Raw genomic sequence first — 14,354 nt, 5'->3', positions numbered from 1 at the left:
CCTCCCGGCGGGACACCACGCCGGCGTGGGGGACCGTCCGTGTCCTCCGCGTCGACGTGCGGCTAGGCTGCGAACGCACAGCGATAGGGAAGGGGACCCGCGTGGCTCGGATCTTGGTCGCGGACGACGACGTCGACATCCGCGAGCTGGTCGAGTTCAAGCTCTCGACCCTCGGGCACGACGTGGTGGCGGTGGCGGACGGCGCGGCGGCGATCGACGCCTGCCAGGCCGAGCGTCCCGACCTCGCGGTGCTCGACGTGATGATGCCCGGCGTCTCCGGGCTGGACGCGATCCGGGCGATCCGGGCCGACCCGGCGCTGGCCGACCTGCCGGTGATCCTGCTGACCGCTCGGGCCCAGGAGTCCGACGTGGAGACCGGGTTCGACTCCGGCGCCGACGACTACATCACCAAGCCGTTCAGCCCCCGCGAGCTGGCCTCGCGCGTCCAGGCGCTGCTCAGCCGCGCCACCTGACGCCGCCCCCTCACGACGGCGGCGGTTCTTGCGTCAGTCCTGAGGAAGTTCGACAGGTCCCGGTGCAGGAGCGCCACTACCCTCCTGGCGGGAGGGGCGTGCTCGCGCGCCGGTGGGACTGTCGTCCCCCAGCGAGCACGGGGGTGTGCTGAGTTGGTGACTGGTCGCCCGGTGCGGCGCATCGTCTCGTCCGTGCTCGCGCGGGTCGGGGTCCTCGGTGTGCTCATTGCGCTCGTCGCCGTCGCCGGTGTCGTCATCTCGGCCCTCGCCGTGCACGCGCTCGTCGACGACCTCGAGCCGGCGGCCGGCGCCAACCAGGCGATCTACCGGGACCTCGCCGAGATGTCGGCCGCGGTGCAGACCTGGACGAGCACGGGCCTCCGTTCGTACGCCGACGACTACGAGCAGGCGGCGCTGCGTCTTGCCGCCCACCAGCGCGAGGTGCGCGAGTTCGCCAGCGGCGACCGGGCGCTCGCGGCCGCGGTCGCCCGGCAGGAGGAGGCGGCCCGGGCCTGGATCGACGAGTACGCCGAGCCGCGGATGGCCGCGGAAGGCGGCACGGGCGCGACGGCCGGCGAGGTGCGGGCAGGGATGGCGGGCTTCGAGGAGATCCGCGACGCCCACCGGACCGTCACCGGCGTCTTCGACGACCGGGTCCGCACCGCTGGCGACGACGTCTCCCTGCGGCTGCGCGCCACCGCGCTCGCGGTCGTGCTGGTCGCGGTCCTGACGTGCCTGCTCGCCGCCCGGTCCCGGCGCCGGCTCGACGCGGAGCTGACGAGCCCGATCCTCGCGCTGGAGAGGACCGTCCAGCGGATGGCCCGGGGCGACCAGGAGGTGCGTGCCGAGTCCACCGGGCCCAAGGAGGTCCGGGCCGTCGCGACCGCGCTCAACGACCTCGCCGACGCGCAGGACCGGGCCCGTGCGGTCGAGGTCTGGATCCAGCGGGAGCTGCGCACGCTCGACACCGCCAAGGACGACTTCGTCGCCAACGTGTCCCACGAGCTGCGCACGCCGCTCACCACGATCAGCGGCTACCTCGAGCTGGTGGCCGAGGAGTTCGAGGGCCGGATGGAGCCGCGCCACGAGCGGATGCTCGATGCGACCCGCCGCAACGTGGCCCGGCTGAAGCTGCTCATCGACGACCTACTCACCCTCCAGCGCGCCGAGGGCAGCCACCACCAGATGGAGCCCGTCGACCTGTCCGGCCTGGTGCGCGACGTGGCGATGGACGTCAAGATCACCGCAGCCCGGCGCGAGATCCGGATCGGCGTGCGGACCCCCACGGTCCCGGTGCCGGTGCTGGCGGACCGCGCGGTGCTCCACCGCGCGGTCCTCAACCTCGTCTCCAACGCCGTGAAGTTCAGCTCCGAGGGCGGGGTCGTCGACGTCGTCGTCACCGCGAACGAGGGCCAGGCGGAGGTCGTCGTCGCCGACCGTGGCCTCGGCATCCCGTCGGGGGAGCTCGACCGGCTCGGCACCCGCTTCTTCCGCGCCTCCAACGCGGTCACCAACGAGATCGCCGGCACCGGGCTGGGCGTGCGGATCGCTCAGACGATCATCGACCGCCACGCCGGCAGCGTGGCCTTCACCTCCGAGGAGGGCGTCGGCACGACGGTCGTCGTCCGGCTGCCGGTCCAGGCGGGCGTCACCCAGCTCACCGTGGTGCCGCCGCGGCCCCGGTCCGAGGGCGAGTTCGAGGGGCGCGAGCGGGAGCCCGAACCGACCGCGTGAGGGAACAATGCGGATTACCCAAGCGTTCCCACCCATGCCACAATCGTCTGTCGGCCCCGGTTCACGTCTCCTCAGAGGGAGCGAGGCGACCCGGCGCCAGCTGAGAGGACACCATGAAGAAGGACATCCACCCGGACTACGTCGTCACCGAGGTGACCTGCACCTGCGGCGCGACGTTCACCACCCGCAGCACCGCGACCTCCGGCAGCATCCACGCCGACGTCTGCTCGCAGTGCCACCCGTTCTACACCGGCAAGCAGAAGATCCTCGACACCGGCGGCCGCGTCGCCCGCTTCGAGGCCCGCTACGCCAAGAAGGCTGCTGACGCCAAGAAGTAGCTCCGTTCGAGCGCCGGTTCCCGCACTGCGGGGGCCGGCGCTCGTCATTTCACGGACCAGGCCGCGCGCCACACTCGCACGACCCAAGGAGTGACGATGTTCGATGCCGTGGAGGGCATGCTCGCCGAGCACGCCGAGCTGGAGGGCCGGCTGGCCGCGCCCGAGACGCACGCCGACGCGCGCTTGGCCAAGAAGCTCAACCAGCGCTACGCCGCGCTGTCGTCGATCATCGGCGCCTGGCGCGAGTGGCAGCGGCTCGGCGACGACGTCGAGGCCGCGCGCGAGCTCGCCGCCGAGGACCCGGCGTTCGCCGAGGAGGCCGAGCAGCTGACCGGGCGCCGTCACGACGCCGAGGAGCGGTTGCGCCGGCTGCTGGTGCCCCGCGACGCCGCCGACGACAAGGACGCGATCCTCGAGGTGAAGTCCGGGGAGGGCGGCGAGGAGTCGGCGCTGTTCGCCGGCGACCTGCTCCGCATGTACAGCCGGTACGCCGAGACCCGCGGCTGGAAGGTCGAGGTGCTCGACGCGGCCCCGTCCGACCTCGGCGGCTACAAGTCCGTCACGGTCGCGGTGAAGGCCAAGGGGACGCCCGAGCCGGGCGAGGCGCCGTACGCGCTGCTCAAGTTCGAGGGCGGCGTGCACCGCGTCCAGCGGGTGCCGGTCACCGAGTCGCAGGGCCGGGTGCACACCAGCGCTGCCGGTGTCCTCGTGCTGCCCGAGGCCGAGCAGGTCGACGTGCAGATCGACGACAACGACCTGCGCATCGACGTCTTCCGGTCCAGCGGCCCCGGCGGCCAGAGCGTGAACACCACGGACTCCGCGGTCCGGATCACGCACGTGCCGACCGGCATCGTCGTGAGCTGCCAGAACGAGAAGTCGCAGCTGCAGAACAAGGAGCAGGCGATGCGCATCCTGCGCTCCCGGCTGCTGCAGGCCGCGCAGGAGGCGGCCGACGCGGAGGCCGGCGAGGCGCGTCGCAGCCAGGTGCGCACCGTCGACCGCTCCGAGCGGATCCGCACCTACAACTTCCCCGAGAACCGGATCTCCGACCACCGCACCGGCTACAAGTCCTACAACCTCGACCAGGTGCTCGACGGCGACCTCCAGCCGGTGCTCGACTCCTGTCTCGACGCCGACCTCGCGGCACGGCTCGAGGCGCTCGACCAGTGACCCGGCGCCGCGACGCGCTCGCCGGTGCCGCAGCGCGGCTCCGCGAGGCCGGGGTGGCGAGCCCGGAGCACGACGCCGCCGAGCTGCTCGCCCACGTGCTCGGCACCACCCGGGGCAACCTGCCCCTCGTCGACGAGGTGTCGGGCGACCGCGTGGCGGAGTACGACGCGCTGCTCGCCCGCCGCGCGGCCCGGGAGCCGCTCCAGCACCTGACCGGCGTGGCCTACTTCCGCCACGTGGAGCTGTCCGTCGGGCCGGGGGTGTTCGTGCCCCGGCCGGAGACCGAGCTGCTCGCCGGCTGGGCGATCGAGCACGCGTCGGAGGGCAGCCGGGTCGTCGACCTGTGCACGGGCTCCGGTGCCATCGCCAAGGCCGTCGCCGACGAGGTGCCCGGGGCGCACGTGCACGCCGTCGAGCTCGACGAGTCGGCGTACGCCTGGGCGGAGCGCAACCTCGCCGGCACCGGCGTCGACCTGCGCCACGGCGACTTCGCCGCCGCCTTCGACGACCTGCTCGGCACGGTGGACGTGGTCACCTGCAACCCGCCGTACATCCCGCTGGATGCCTGGGAGTCGGTCGCCCCCGAGGCCCGGGACCACGACCCGCACCTCGCGCTCTTCTCCGGCGCCGACGGCCTCGACGCCATCCGGGTGCTCGCCGACCGCGCGGCGCGGCTGCTGCGTCCCGGGGGAGTGCTGGGCTTCGAGCACGCGGACGCCCAGGGCGAGTCCGCGCCCGGGGTGCTCGCCGCCACCGGCCGGTGGTCCGACGTGCGCGACCACCTCGACCTGGCAGGTCGGCCGCGCTTCACGACCGCTCGGCTGGCACGATGACCTCCGAGAGGAGCGTGCAGTGAGCGATCGCTATCCCACGGGGACCGACGAGGAGCGCGAGGCCGCGGTGGAGGCCGCCGCGCTCGCCGTGCAACAGGGCGAGCTGGTCGTGCTGCCCACCGACACCGTCTACGGCGTCGGCGCCGACGCGTTCGACCCGGTCGCCGTCCGTGGGCTGCTCGCGGCCAAGGGCCGCGGCCGGGAGATGCCCCCGCCGGTGCTCGTCAGCGCCGCCACGACGCTCGACGCGCTCGCGGTGCGGGTCCCGGGCTACGCGCGGGCGCTGGTCGAGGCCTTCTGGCCGGGACCGCTCACGCTGGTGTGCCACCAGCAGAGCTCGCTCCAGTGGGACCTCGGCGACACCCGGGGCACGGTGGCGGTGCGGATGCCCGACCACGAGGTCGCGCTGGCGATCCTCGAGCGCACCGGACCGCTCGCGGTGAGCTCGGCCAACAAGACCGGCCGCCCCGCGGCCACCGACGCCGACCAGGCGATCGAGATGCTCGGCGAGGAGGTCTCGGTCGTCGTCGACGCCGGGGTCAGCCCGGGCGGCGAGGCCTCGACGATCGTGGACGTCACCGGCAGCCAGGGCCGGGTGCTGCGCCGCGGCGCGCTGTCGGTCGAGCAGCTCAACGAGGTGCTCGAGCCGCTCGGCGCGACCCTGACCGACGAGGGCTGATGCGGGAGTACCTCCTCGTCTTCCTCGTCTCCGCGGCGGCCACCTACCTCTTCACGGTGATCGCTCGGGAGATCGCGCTGCGCACCGGCGCGGTCGCCAAGGTCCGCGACCGGGACGTCCACGCGGTGCCGATCCCCTACCTCGGCGGTCTGGCGATGCTCGGCGGCCTCGCCACGGCGTACGTCGTGGCCCGCCAGCTGCCGTTCCTGTCGTCGACCGGCCAGCCGTTCGTCTTCCGCGACGCCGGGATCGTGCTGATCGCGGGGGCGCTGATCTGCGCGGTCGGGGTGCTCGACGACCTCTTCGAGATCGACGCGCTCACCAAGCTCGGCGGCCAGGTGCTGGCGGCCGGCTTCCTCATCGCGTTCGGCATCCAGTACGTCCTCTTCCCGGGGCGCGACGGCCTGCAGATCTCGCTCGACCCCGCCCAGGGCGCCCTGCTCACGGGGTTCGTCGTGGTCGCGACCGTCAACGCCGTCAACATGGTCGACGGGCTCGACGGCCTCGCCGCCGGCGTGGTGGGCCTCGGCGCCTCGGCGTTCTTCGTCTTCTGCTACGTCGTCGCGACCTCCAACGACCTGCCGCGCGCGACCACCGGCGCGCTGCTGAGCGCCATGCTGGCGGGTGCCTGCGCCGGCTTCCTGCCGCACAACTTCCACCCGGCGCGCCTCTTCATGGGCGACAGCGGGTCGATGCTCATCGGGCTGGTGCTCTCGGCGAGCGCGGTCACCCTGACCGGGCAGTTCACCCCCGACCAGCTCTCCGACGGCGCCGGCGGCCAGTCGACCAGCTACGTGCCGACGCTGCTGCCGCTGCTGCTGCCGGTCTCGCTGCTGATCGTGCCGATCCTCGACCTGGTGCTGGCCGTCGTCCGCCGGACGCGCGCCGGCCGGTCGCCGTTCGCCCCCGACAAGCAGCACCTGCACCACCGGCTGCTGGAGATCGGGCACTCGCACCGCCGGGCCGTCCTCATCATGTACCTGTGGGCGGCGCTCGTCGCCTTCGGCACCGTGCTCGTCAGCCTCTACCCGGGGGAGACCTGGACGTGGGTCGCGGTCGGCGGCGCCATCGCCCTGACGATCGCCCTGACGTTCGTGCTCCCACGGATCCACGCGCCGGGTCCCCGGCACACCCCCGTCGCCTGACGCTTGCGCTGGGGCGCTCCGGGGCACGTAGAGTCGGCTTGGATCGTTCCGTTTTCGGGCGCTCCGGACTTTGTGCTAGTTTTCACAAACTCCCCGACCGCGTCGGGACGATGCACTGATCGCCCAGAAGAAACGGCCGCCGCGCATGACGACCGAGACCAGGAACGCACCTCGTGACCGGGGCACGGTCGCGCTCGTGCGGACCGCGGGGGCGACCCTGGCGCTGGGCCTCCTCGTCGTGCTGGCCGGTGCGCTGACCAGCGGCTCCGCCGCGGCGTACGGCGCCCTCGTCGGCACGCTCATCGTGGTCGGCGTCTTCGGCTTCGGCACCTTCGCCGTCAACGCGGTCGCGACGCTGATGCCGAGCGCGGCGCTGATGTTCGCGCTGCTGACCTACACGCTCCAGGTGCTCGCGATGGGGCTCGTCTTCGTGGCGCTGTCCGGCTCCGGCCTGCTGGACGACGAGATCTCCCGGGAGTGGCTCGGCGGCACCGTCATCGCCGGCACCCTGGGCTGGCTGACCGTGCAGGTGGTGCTCTCCACCTCGCGCCGGATCCCGATCTACGACCTGCCCGCTCACCAGGGCGGAGGCGGGTGAAATGACGACCCGACCCGGCTGCTATTGTCCGGACCGCAATGAGTCAGCAGGATCCGTCGGCCGGACCTCAGGACGAGCGACCGAAGGGCGACCCGTGGCACGCCTTCGGGTACATCGTCTCGGGAGTCGCGATCTACGGCTTCCTGGGGTGGCTGATCGACCGGTGGCTCGGGACGGACTTCATCGTCGCGATCGGGATCATCGTCGGCGCGGGACTCGGCATCTACCTGACGTTCAGCAGGTTCAACCGCGCACTTCCGCCAGACCCGCAGCCCGAATCGCAGCCCGACAAGCCGCACGACCAGAACTAGAGGAGAACCGGTGACCTACGCAGCCGTGGTGCGCAGCGAGGGCTTCACGCCGCCCTCGCCGGCAGACTTCGACCTGCCGGCGATCGGTGGCGGTCACGAGACCTTCACGATGTTCGGGCAGGAGTTCGTGCTCGGCGTCACCAAGCCGATGCTCCAGCTCGTGCTCGCCGCGGTCATCGTCTTCGCGCTCTTCTGGGCCGCCTCGCGCCACAAGGCGATGGTCCCGGGCCGCCTGCAGTTCGTGGGCGAGGGCGCCTACGGCTTCGTCCGCAACTCGGTCGGCCGCGACATCATCGGCGCGCACGACTTCGCGCGGTACGTCCCCTACCTCTTCACGCTCTTCTTCTTCATCCTGGTCAACAACCTCTTCGCGACCATCCCGTTCATCCAGTTCCCGACGTTCTCGCGCTCGGGCATGGTCTACAGCCTCGCGATCCTGAGCTGGATCATCTACAACGGCGCAGGCATCAAGCGGCACGGGTTCTTCGGCTACCTCAAGCACCAGACGGTGCCGCCGGGCATCAAGGGCCCGATGCTGATCCTGCTGGTGCCGCTCGAGTTCATGTCCAACATCCTGGTCCGGCCGGTCACGCTGGCCCTCCGTCTGTTCTGCAACATGTTCGCGGGCCACCTGCTGCTGATCCTCTTCGCCCTCGGCGGCGAGTACCTCATCACCGAGATGGGCGGCGCCTACGCCGCGGTCGGCCTGCTGTCGTGGGTCCTCTTCATCGCCGTGGCCCTGCTCGAGGTGCTGATCCAGTTCCTGCAGGCCTACGTCTTCGTGCTGCTCAACGCGATGTACATCTCCGGCGCCATCGCCGAAGAGCACTGAGCTTCCCGCACCACCTGAGTTCCACCAGCTTCTCTATCCACCTGAAGTAGTAACAACCGAAAGGAAACTGCCGTGGACGGCAACCTCAACATGATCGGTTACGGCCTGGCTGCGATCGGCCCCGGTGTCGGCATCGGTCTGATCTTCGCCGCCTACATCAGCGGTGTCGCCCGTCAGCCGGAGGCCCAGAGCCGCCTGCAGTCGATCGCGATCCTGGGCTTCGCGCTCGCCGAGGCGCTCGCGATCATCGGTATCGCCCTCGCGTTCGTTCTCTGACCGGTCCGACCGGCTTCTGACGTAGGACCCCGGAAGGACCTGTCATGCAAGCACTGATCGCTCCGCTCGTGGTGCGCGCGGCCGAGGAGGCTGAGGAGCACGAGCTCAACCCTCTGCTCCCGCACCTCGTCGAGATCGGCCTCTCCCTGGTCGTCTTCGGCATCCTCTTCTTCGCCGTGAAGAAGTGGGTCGTGCCGAACTTCGAGACGACCTTCGAGGAGCGCACCAAGGCCATCGAGGGTGGCCTCGAGGCCGCCGAGACCAAGCAGGCGGAGGCGGACGCCAAGCTCGCCGAGCTCGAGCAGCAGCTCGCCGACGCCCGGCACGAGGCCGCTCGCATCCGCGAGGAGGCTCGTGAGCACGGCGCCGCGATCGTCGCGGAGATGCGGGAGCAGGCCCAGGCCGAGGCGTCCCGGATCGTCGAGCACGGCAAGTCGCAGATCGAGGCCGAGCGCCAGCAGGCGATCACCTCCCTGCGCGCCGAGGTCGGCACGCTCGCGACCAGCCTCGCCGGCCGGATCGTGGGCGAGAGCCTCGACGACGACGCGCGCTCGGCGGCCGTGGTCGACCGGTTCCTGGCCGACCTCGAGACCATCGAGGCCTCCGAGGCCGCAGGCAACGGGGCGAGCTGATGGTGCAGCCCCTGAGCTCCCTGCGTGGCTCCTCCGCGGAGGCGCTGCAGGTCCTCGGTGAGCGTGTCGACAACGACGGCTTCACGCTCGAGCAGTTCGCCGAGCTCGGTCTCGACCTCTTCGGTCTGGCCGCGCTGCTGCGCAGCGAGCCCACCCTGCGCCGGACGTTGACCGACGTGTCGACGCCGGCGCAGGCCAAGGCCGCGCTCGTGCACGGGCTGCTCGACGGCAAGGCGAGCGCCGGGGCCGTCGACGTGCTGGCCGAGGCGTCGGGGCTGCGCTGGCTCGCCGCCCGTGACCTCGCCGACGCGCTCGAGCACCTCGGCGTCGTCGCCATCGTCCGGTCCGCCGGGCGTCGCGAGGCGGCCCGGCTCTCCGACGAGCTCTTCGTCGTCGGCCAGGTCGTCAACGACAGCCCGGAGCTGCGCATCGCGCTCTCGGACCCGGCCCGCTCGCGCGCGGACAAGGGCGAGCTGCTCCGGCGGCTGCTCGAGGGCCGCGCGCTGCCCGCGACGGTCACGCTGACCGAGCAGGCGCTCGCCGGCTCCTTCCGGTCGGTGGAGGCCGCGATCAAGGAGTTCCAGAAGGTCGCCGCCGCGACCCAGGGCGAGGGAGTGGCGCTGGTGCGCACGGCACGGGAGCTCTCCGACGCCCAGCGCACCCGCCTCGCGGACGCGCTCAGCGCCCAGTACGGCCGTCCCGTGCACCTGAACGTCGAGGTCGAGCCGGCACTGCTCGGCGGCCTGCGGATCGAGATCGGTGACGACGTCATCGACGGCACCGTGGTCGCCCGCCTCGACAACGCCCGACGCAAGCTGGCCGGCTGACGCCGTACCGGCACCCACCCACGTAGATCACCCGAACACCAGAGCCCAAGAGAGTAGGGACGCAGATATGACGGAGCTTTCGATCCGTCCGGACGAGATCCGGGACGCGCTGCAGCGGTTCGTCTCCGAGTACCAGCCCGACGCCGCCGCCAAGGAGGAGGTCGGCACGGTCGCGCAGGCCGGCGACGGCATCGCGCGCGTCAGCGGCCTGCCCTCGGCGATGGCCAACGAGCTGCTGGAGTTCGAGGACGGCACGCTGGGCATCGCTCTCAACCTGGACACCCGCGAGATCGGCGTGGTCGTCCTCGGTGACTTCGACAAGATCGAGGAGGGCCAGACGGTCCGCCGTACCGGCGAGATCCTCTCGGTCCCCGTCGGCGACGGCTACCTCGGCCGCGTGGTCGACCCGCTCGGCACCCCGATCGACGGCCTCGGCGAGATCGAGACCACCGGCCGCCGCGCCCTCGAGCTGCAGGCGCCCAGCGTGGTCCAGCGCAAGTCGGTGCACGAGCCGCTCGCGACCGGCATCAAGGCCATCGACTCGATGACCCCGATCGGCCGCGGCCAGCGCCAGCTGATCATCGGTGACCGCGCGACCGGCAAGACCACGATCGCGATCGACACGATCATCAACCAGAAGCAGAACTGGGACTCCGGTGACCCGGAGAAGCAGGTGCGCTGCATCTACGTGGCGATCGGCCAGAAGGGCTCGACCATCGCCTCCGTGCGTGGCGCCCTCGAGGAGGCCGGCGCGCTGGAGTACACCACGATCGTGGCGTCCCCGGCGTCCGACAGCGCGGGCTTCAAGTACCTCGCGCCGTACACCGGCTCGGCCATCGGCCAGCACTGGATGTACGACGGCAAGCACGTCCTGATCGTCTTCGACGACCTGACCAAGCAGGCCGAGGCCTACCGCGCCGTGTCGCTGCTGCTGCGCCGCCCGCCGGGCCGTGAGGCCTACCCGGGCGACGTCTTCTACCTGCACTCCCGCCTGCTGGAGCGCTGCGCGAAGCTGTCCGACGACCTCGGCGCGGGCTCGATGACCGGCCTGCCGATCATCGAGACCAAGGCCAACGACGTCTCGGCGTTCATCCCGACCAACGTCATCTCGATCACCGACGGCCAGATCTTCCTGCAGTCGGACCTGTTCGCGGCCAACCAGCGCCCCGCGATCGACGTCGGCGTCTCGGTGTCCCGCGTGGGTGGTGCCGCGATGACGAAGGCCATGAAGGCCGTCACCGGCTCGCTCAAGGTCGACCTCGCGCAGTTCCGCGCGATGGAGGCCTTCGCGATGTTCGCCTCCGACCTCGACGCGGCCTCGCGCCAGCAGCTCGACCGCGGCCAGCGCCTGATGGCGCTCCTCAAGCAGCCGGCGTACTCGCCGTACAACCTCGAGGACATGACGGTCTCGCTGTGGCTGGGCACCACCGGCCGGCTGGACAAGGTCCCCGTCGGCGACGTGCTCCGCTTCGAGCAGGAGTTCCTCGACTACCTCAAGCGCTCGCACGAGGGCATCCTCGCCGGCATCCGGGAGACGCTGAAGTTCGAGGACGAGGAGTCGCTCGAGTCTGCCTATGACTCCTTCCTCGACCAGTTCGAGACCTCCGAGGGCGGTTCGATCAAGGTGGGCCACGAGGCCCCGGTCGAGGCGCTGGAGGACGAGGAGCAGGAGCAGATCGTCAAGCAGAAGCGGGGCTGATCCCAGATGGCCGTATCGCTGCGTGAGTACCGCGCGCGGATCAAGTCGACGGAGTCGATGAAGAAGATCACGCGCGCCATGGAGCTCATTGCTGCGTCCCGCATCATCAAGGCGCAGCAGCGGGCGCAGTCCGCTGCGCCGTACGCCCGGGAGCTCACCCGGGCGATCTCCGCGGTCGCGACGTACTCCAACGTCGACCACGCCCTGACCACCGAGCCGGAGGACCCGAAGCGGGCCGCGATCCTGATCGTGACCAGCGACCGGGGCCTCGCCGGCGCCTACTCCTCGAGCGTGCTCAAGGAGGCCGAGCGGCTGATCGAGAAGCTGCGGGGCGAGGGCAAGGACGTCGCCGTCTACATCGCCGGGCGCAAGGGCGAGGCGTACTTCAAGTTCCGCGGCCGCGCGATCGAGAACGCGTGGACCGGCTTCTCCGACCAGCCGTCGCACCAGGCGGCCTCGGAGATCGGCGCCGCGCTGATCGAGGCGTTCCTCGACGAGGACGAGCAGGGCGTGGACGAGGTGCACGTCGTGTTCACCCGGTTCCGCTCGATGCTGACGCAGGAGCCCACCGCGGTGCGGCTGCTGCCGCTCGAGGTCGTCGAGGGCGAGGAGCGGCCCGAGTCGACCGAGGTGCTGCCGCTCTACGAGTTCGAGCCCTCCGCCGAGGCGGTGCTCGACGCGCTGCTGCCGCGGTACGTCGAGAGCCGCATCTTCTTCGCGCTGCTCCAGTCGGCCGCGTCCGAGCTGGCCGCGCGCCAGAAGGCGATGAAGTCGGCGACCGACAACGCGCAAGAGCTCATCAAGAAGTACACGCGAATCGCCAACCAGGCCCGCCAGGCCGGCATTACCCAGGAAATCAGCGAGATCGTCGGAGGCGTCAACGCGCTCGCCGACGCCCAAGCCGGGAGTGAGTGAAAGACATGACTGCAACGATCGAAGAGACCCAGGAGACCGGCGCCCGCGGCGTCGGCCGCATCGCCCGGGTGATCGGCCCGGTGGTCGACATCGAGTTCCCGAGCGACGCGATGCCCGAGATGTACAACCTGCTCCAGGTGGAGCTCACCCTCTCCGGTGAGACCACGGTGCTGCCGCTCGAGGTCGCCCAGCACATCGGTGACGGCATGGTCCGTGCCATCTCGCTGAAGCCGACCGACGGCCTGGTCCGCGGTGCGCAGGTGTCCGACACCGGCGGCCCGATCACGGTGCCCGTCGGCGACGCGACGCTCGGCAAGGTGTTCAACACCACCGGCGACGTGCTCAACCTGGCCGAGGGCGAGACCTTCGAGGTCAACGAGCGGTGGGGCATCCACCGCAAGGCCCCGGCGTTCGACCAGCTCGAGTCGAAGACCCAGATGTTCGAGACCGGCATCAAGGTCATCGACCTGCTCACGCCGTACGTCCAGGGTGGCAAGATCGGCCTCTTCGGTGGTGCCGGCGTCGGCAAGACCGTGCTCATCCAGGAGATGATCGCGCGCGTCGCCCGCGACCACGGTGGTGTGTCGGTGTTCGCCGGTGTCGGCGAGCGCACCCGTGAGGGCAACGACCTGATGGTCGAGATGGAGGAGGCCGGCGTCCTCGGCCAGACCGCCCTGGTGTTCGGCCAGATGGACGAGCCGCCGGGCACCCGCCTGCGGGTCGCCCTGTCCGCGCTGACGATGGCGGAGTACTTCCGCGACGTGCAGAGCCAGGACGTGCTGCTCTTCATCGACAACATCTTCCGGTTCACCCAGGCCGGCTCCGAGGTGTCCACGCTGCTCGGCCGCATGCCGTCCGCGGTGGGCTACCAGCCGAACCTCGCCGACGAGATGGGCACGCTCCAGGAGCGGATCACCTCGACGCGCGGCCACTCGATCACCTCGATGCAGGCGATCTACGTGCCGGCCGACGACTACACCGACCCGGCCCCGGCGACCACGTTCGCGCACCTCGACGCGACCACGGAGCTGTCGCGCGAGATCGCGTCGCTGGGCATCTACCCGGCCGTGGACCCGCTGACCTCGACGTCGCGGATCCTCGACCCGCAGTACATCGGGGCGGACCACTACAACTGCGCGATCCGCATCAAGCAGATCCTGCAGCGCAACAAGGAGCTCCAGGACATCATCGCGATCCTCGGTGTCGACGAGCTCTCCGAAGAGGACAAGATCATCGTGTCCCGGGCCCGCCGCATCCAGCGGTTCCTGTCCCAGAACACCTACGTCGCCAAGCAGTTCACCGGCATCGAGGGCTCGACCGTGCCGGTGGCCGACACCATCGAGGCGTTCAACAAGATCGCCGACGGCGAGTACGACCACGTGGCCGAGCAGGCCTTCTTCATGTGCGGCGGTCTGGACGACGTCGAGCAGAAGTGGGCCGAGATCCAGAAGAGCCTCTGATGGCTGCCGACGGCCTGCTCCACGTCGAGCTCGTCGCGCCGGACCGCACCGTGTGGTCCGGCCAGGCGGATATGGTCATCGCCCGCACCATCGAGGGTGATGTCGGCGTCCTGCGGGGCCACGCGCCGCTGCTGTCGCTGCTGACCGACGCGGTCGTCGAGATCTCGACCCCGGACGCCGGTGTCGTCGTCGCGGTCGTCGACGGCGGGTTCATCTCCGTCGCCAACGACCGGGTCTCGATCCTGTCCGACCACGCCCAGCTCCCCGAGGAGATCGACGTCGACAAGGCGCGCTCCGAGCTCGAGGAGGCCCGCGGCCTGATGGGCGCGAACGACGACGCCGAGCGCCGTCTGCGCCGTGCCGAGGCTCGGATCCGGGCGGTCGAGAAGTCCTCCTGACCGACGGGTAGCCCGACGTACGCCGCCGGGGTGG

The 14,354-nt window shown here is 70.9% G+C and carries 17 protein-coding genes; all 17 read left to right on the top strand.

What is annotated here, in order from left to right:
* Nucleotides 1-101 precede the first annotated feature (101 nt).
* Nucleotides 102-473, top strand: coding sequence for a response regulator transcription factor (locus HZF07_RS23085; RefSeq protein ID WP_181645638.1), 372 nt, complete (start codon nucleotides 102-104; stop codon nucleotides 471-473).
* 156 nt (nucleotides 474-629) lie between these two features.
* On the top strand, nucleotides 630-2,207 hold the full coding sequence (locus tag HZF07_RS23080) for a sensor histidine kinase (RefSeq protein WP_157339873.1): 1,578 nt from the start codon (nucleotides 630-632) through the stop codon (nucleotides 2,205-2,207).
* A gap of 113 nt (nucleotides 2,208-2,320) precedes the next feature.
* Nucleotides 2,321-2,545: a 50S ribosomal protein L31 gene (gene rpmE, locus HZF07_RS23075; protein ID WP_157339872.1), complete on the top strand. Its 225-nt coding sequence runs from the start codon at nucleotides 2,321-2,323 to the stop codon at nucleotides 2,543-2,545.
* Nucleotides 2,546-2,641: 96 nt separating this feature from the next.
* Complete coding sequence (gene prfA, locus HZF07_RS23070) at nucleotides 2,642-3,715, top strand: peptide chain release factor 1 (RefSeq protein ID WP_157339871.1); 1,074 nt, start codon at nucleotides 2,642-2,644, stop codon at nucleotides 3,713-3,715.
* Nucleotides 3,712-4,548 carry a peptide chain release factor N(5)-glutamine methyltransferase gene (prmC, locus tag HZF07_RS23065; protein ID WP_181645637.1) on the top strand — a complete coding sequence of 279 codons (837 nt, stop codon included), beginning with the start codon at nucleotides 3,712-3,714 and terminating at the stop codon, nucleotides 4,546-4,548. Before prfA ends, prmC begins: the two co-directional genes overlap by 4 nt.
* Nucleotides 4,549-4,567: 19 nt before the next feature.
* On the top strand, nucleotides 4,568-5,227 hold the full coding sequence (locus tag HZF07_RS23060; protein ID WP_181645636.1) for an L-threonylcarbamoyladenylate synthase: 660 nt from the start codon (nucleotides 4,568-4,570) through the stop codon (nucleotides 5,225-5,227).
* Nucleotides 5,227-6,372 carry an MraY family glycosyltransferase gene (locus HZF07_RS23055; RefSeq protein WP_157339870.1) on the top strand — a complete coding sequence of 382 codons (1,146 nt, stop codon included), beginning with the start codon at nucleotides 5,227-5,229 and terminating at the stop codon, nucleotides 6,370-6,372. Before HZF07_RS23060 ends, HZF07_RS23055 begins: the two co-directional genes overlap by 1 nt.
* A gap of 145 nt (nucleotides 6,373-6,517) precedes the next feature.
* Nucleotides 6,518-6,970: a hypothetical protein gene (locus HZF07_RS23050; protein WP_157339869.1), complete on the top strand. Its 453-nt coding sequence runs from the start codon at nucleotides 6,518-6,520 to the stop codon at nucleotides 6,968-6,970.
* Between the two features lie 38 nt (nucleotides 6,971-7,008).
* Nucleotides 7,009-7,281 (top strand): AtpZ/AtpI family protein, encoded by a 273-nt coding sequence (locus tag HZF07_RS23045; RefSeq protein WP_157339868.1) that lies wholly within the window; start codon nucleotides 7,009-7,011, stop codon nucleotides 7,279-7,281.
* A gap of 10 nt (nucleotides 7,282-7,291) precedes the next feature.
* Nucleotides 7,292-8,113, top strand: a complete 822-nt coding sequence (gene atpB / locus HZF07_RS23040; protein ID WP_181645635.1) for a F0F1 ATP synthase subunit A — start codon at nucleotides 7,292-7,294, stop codon at nucleotides 8,111-8,113.
* 72 nt (nucleotides 8,114-8,185) lie between these two features.
* Nucleotides 8,186-8,389, top strand: a complete 204-nt coding sequence (gene atpE / locus HZF07_RS23035) for an ATP synthase F0 subunit C (protein ID WP_056908071.1) — start codon at nucleotides 8,186-8,188, stop codon at nucleotides 8,387-8,389.
* A 44-nt stretch (nucleotides 8,390-8,433) separates the two neighbouring features.
* Entirely contained in the window at nucleotides 8,434-9,021 is a 588-nt protein-coding gene (locus tag HZF07_RS23030) for a F0F1 ATP synthase subunit B (RefSeq protein WP_157339867.1), read from the top strand.
* Complete coding sequence (locus tag HZF07_RS23025; RefSeq protein ID WP_157339866.1) at nucleotides 9,021-9,848, top strand: F0F1 ATP synthase subunit delta; 828 nt, start codon at nucleotides 9,021-9,023, stop codon at nucleotides 9,846-9,848. Before HZF07_RS23030 ends, HZF07_RS23025 begins: the two co-directional genes overlap by 1 nt.
* Before the next feature lie 67 nt (nucleotides 9,849-9,915).
* Complete coding sequence (atpA, locus tag HZF07_RS23020) at nucleotides 9,916-11,547, top strand: F0F1 ATP synthase subunit alpha (RefSeq protein ID WP_157339865.1); 1,632 nt, start codon at nucleotides 9,916-9,918, stop codon at nucleotides 11,545-11,547.
* 6 nt (nucleotides 11,548-11,553) lie between these two features.
* Nucleotides 11,554-12,462, top strand: a complete 909-nt coding sequence (locus HZF07_RS23015) for a F0F1 ATP synthase subunit gamma (RefSeq protein ID WP_157339864.1) — start codon at nucleotides 11,554-11,556, stop codon at nucleotides 12,460-12,462.
* 5 nt (nucleotides 12,463-12,467) lie between these two features.
* On the top strand, nucleotides 12,468-13,922 hold the full coding sequence (atpD, locus tag HZF07_RS23010) for a F0F1 ATP synthase subunit beta (RefSeq protein ID WP_157339863.1): 1,455 nt from the start codon (nucleotides 12,468-12,470) through the stop codon (nucleotides 13,920-13,922).
* Nucleotides 13,922-14,320, top strand: a complete 399-nt coding sequence (locus HZF07_RS23005) for a F0F1 ATP synthase subunit epsilon (RefSeq protein WP_157339862.1) — start codon at nucleotides 13,922-13,924, stop codon at nucleotides 14,318-14,320. The genes atpD and HZF07_RS23005 overlap by 1 nt, the downstream gene beginning before the upstream one ends.
* Nucleotides 14,321-14,354 lie beyond the last annotated feature (34 nt).

Origin of the sequence: Nocardioides agri (assembly GCF_013778305.1) — a bacterium.
GTDB classification, from domain to species: domain Bacteria; phylum Actinomycetota; class Actinomycetes; order Propionibacteriales; family Nocardioidaceae; genus Nocardioides; species Nocardioides agri.
This window is presented reverse-complemented; position numbering and strand designations above follow the sequence as displayed.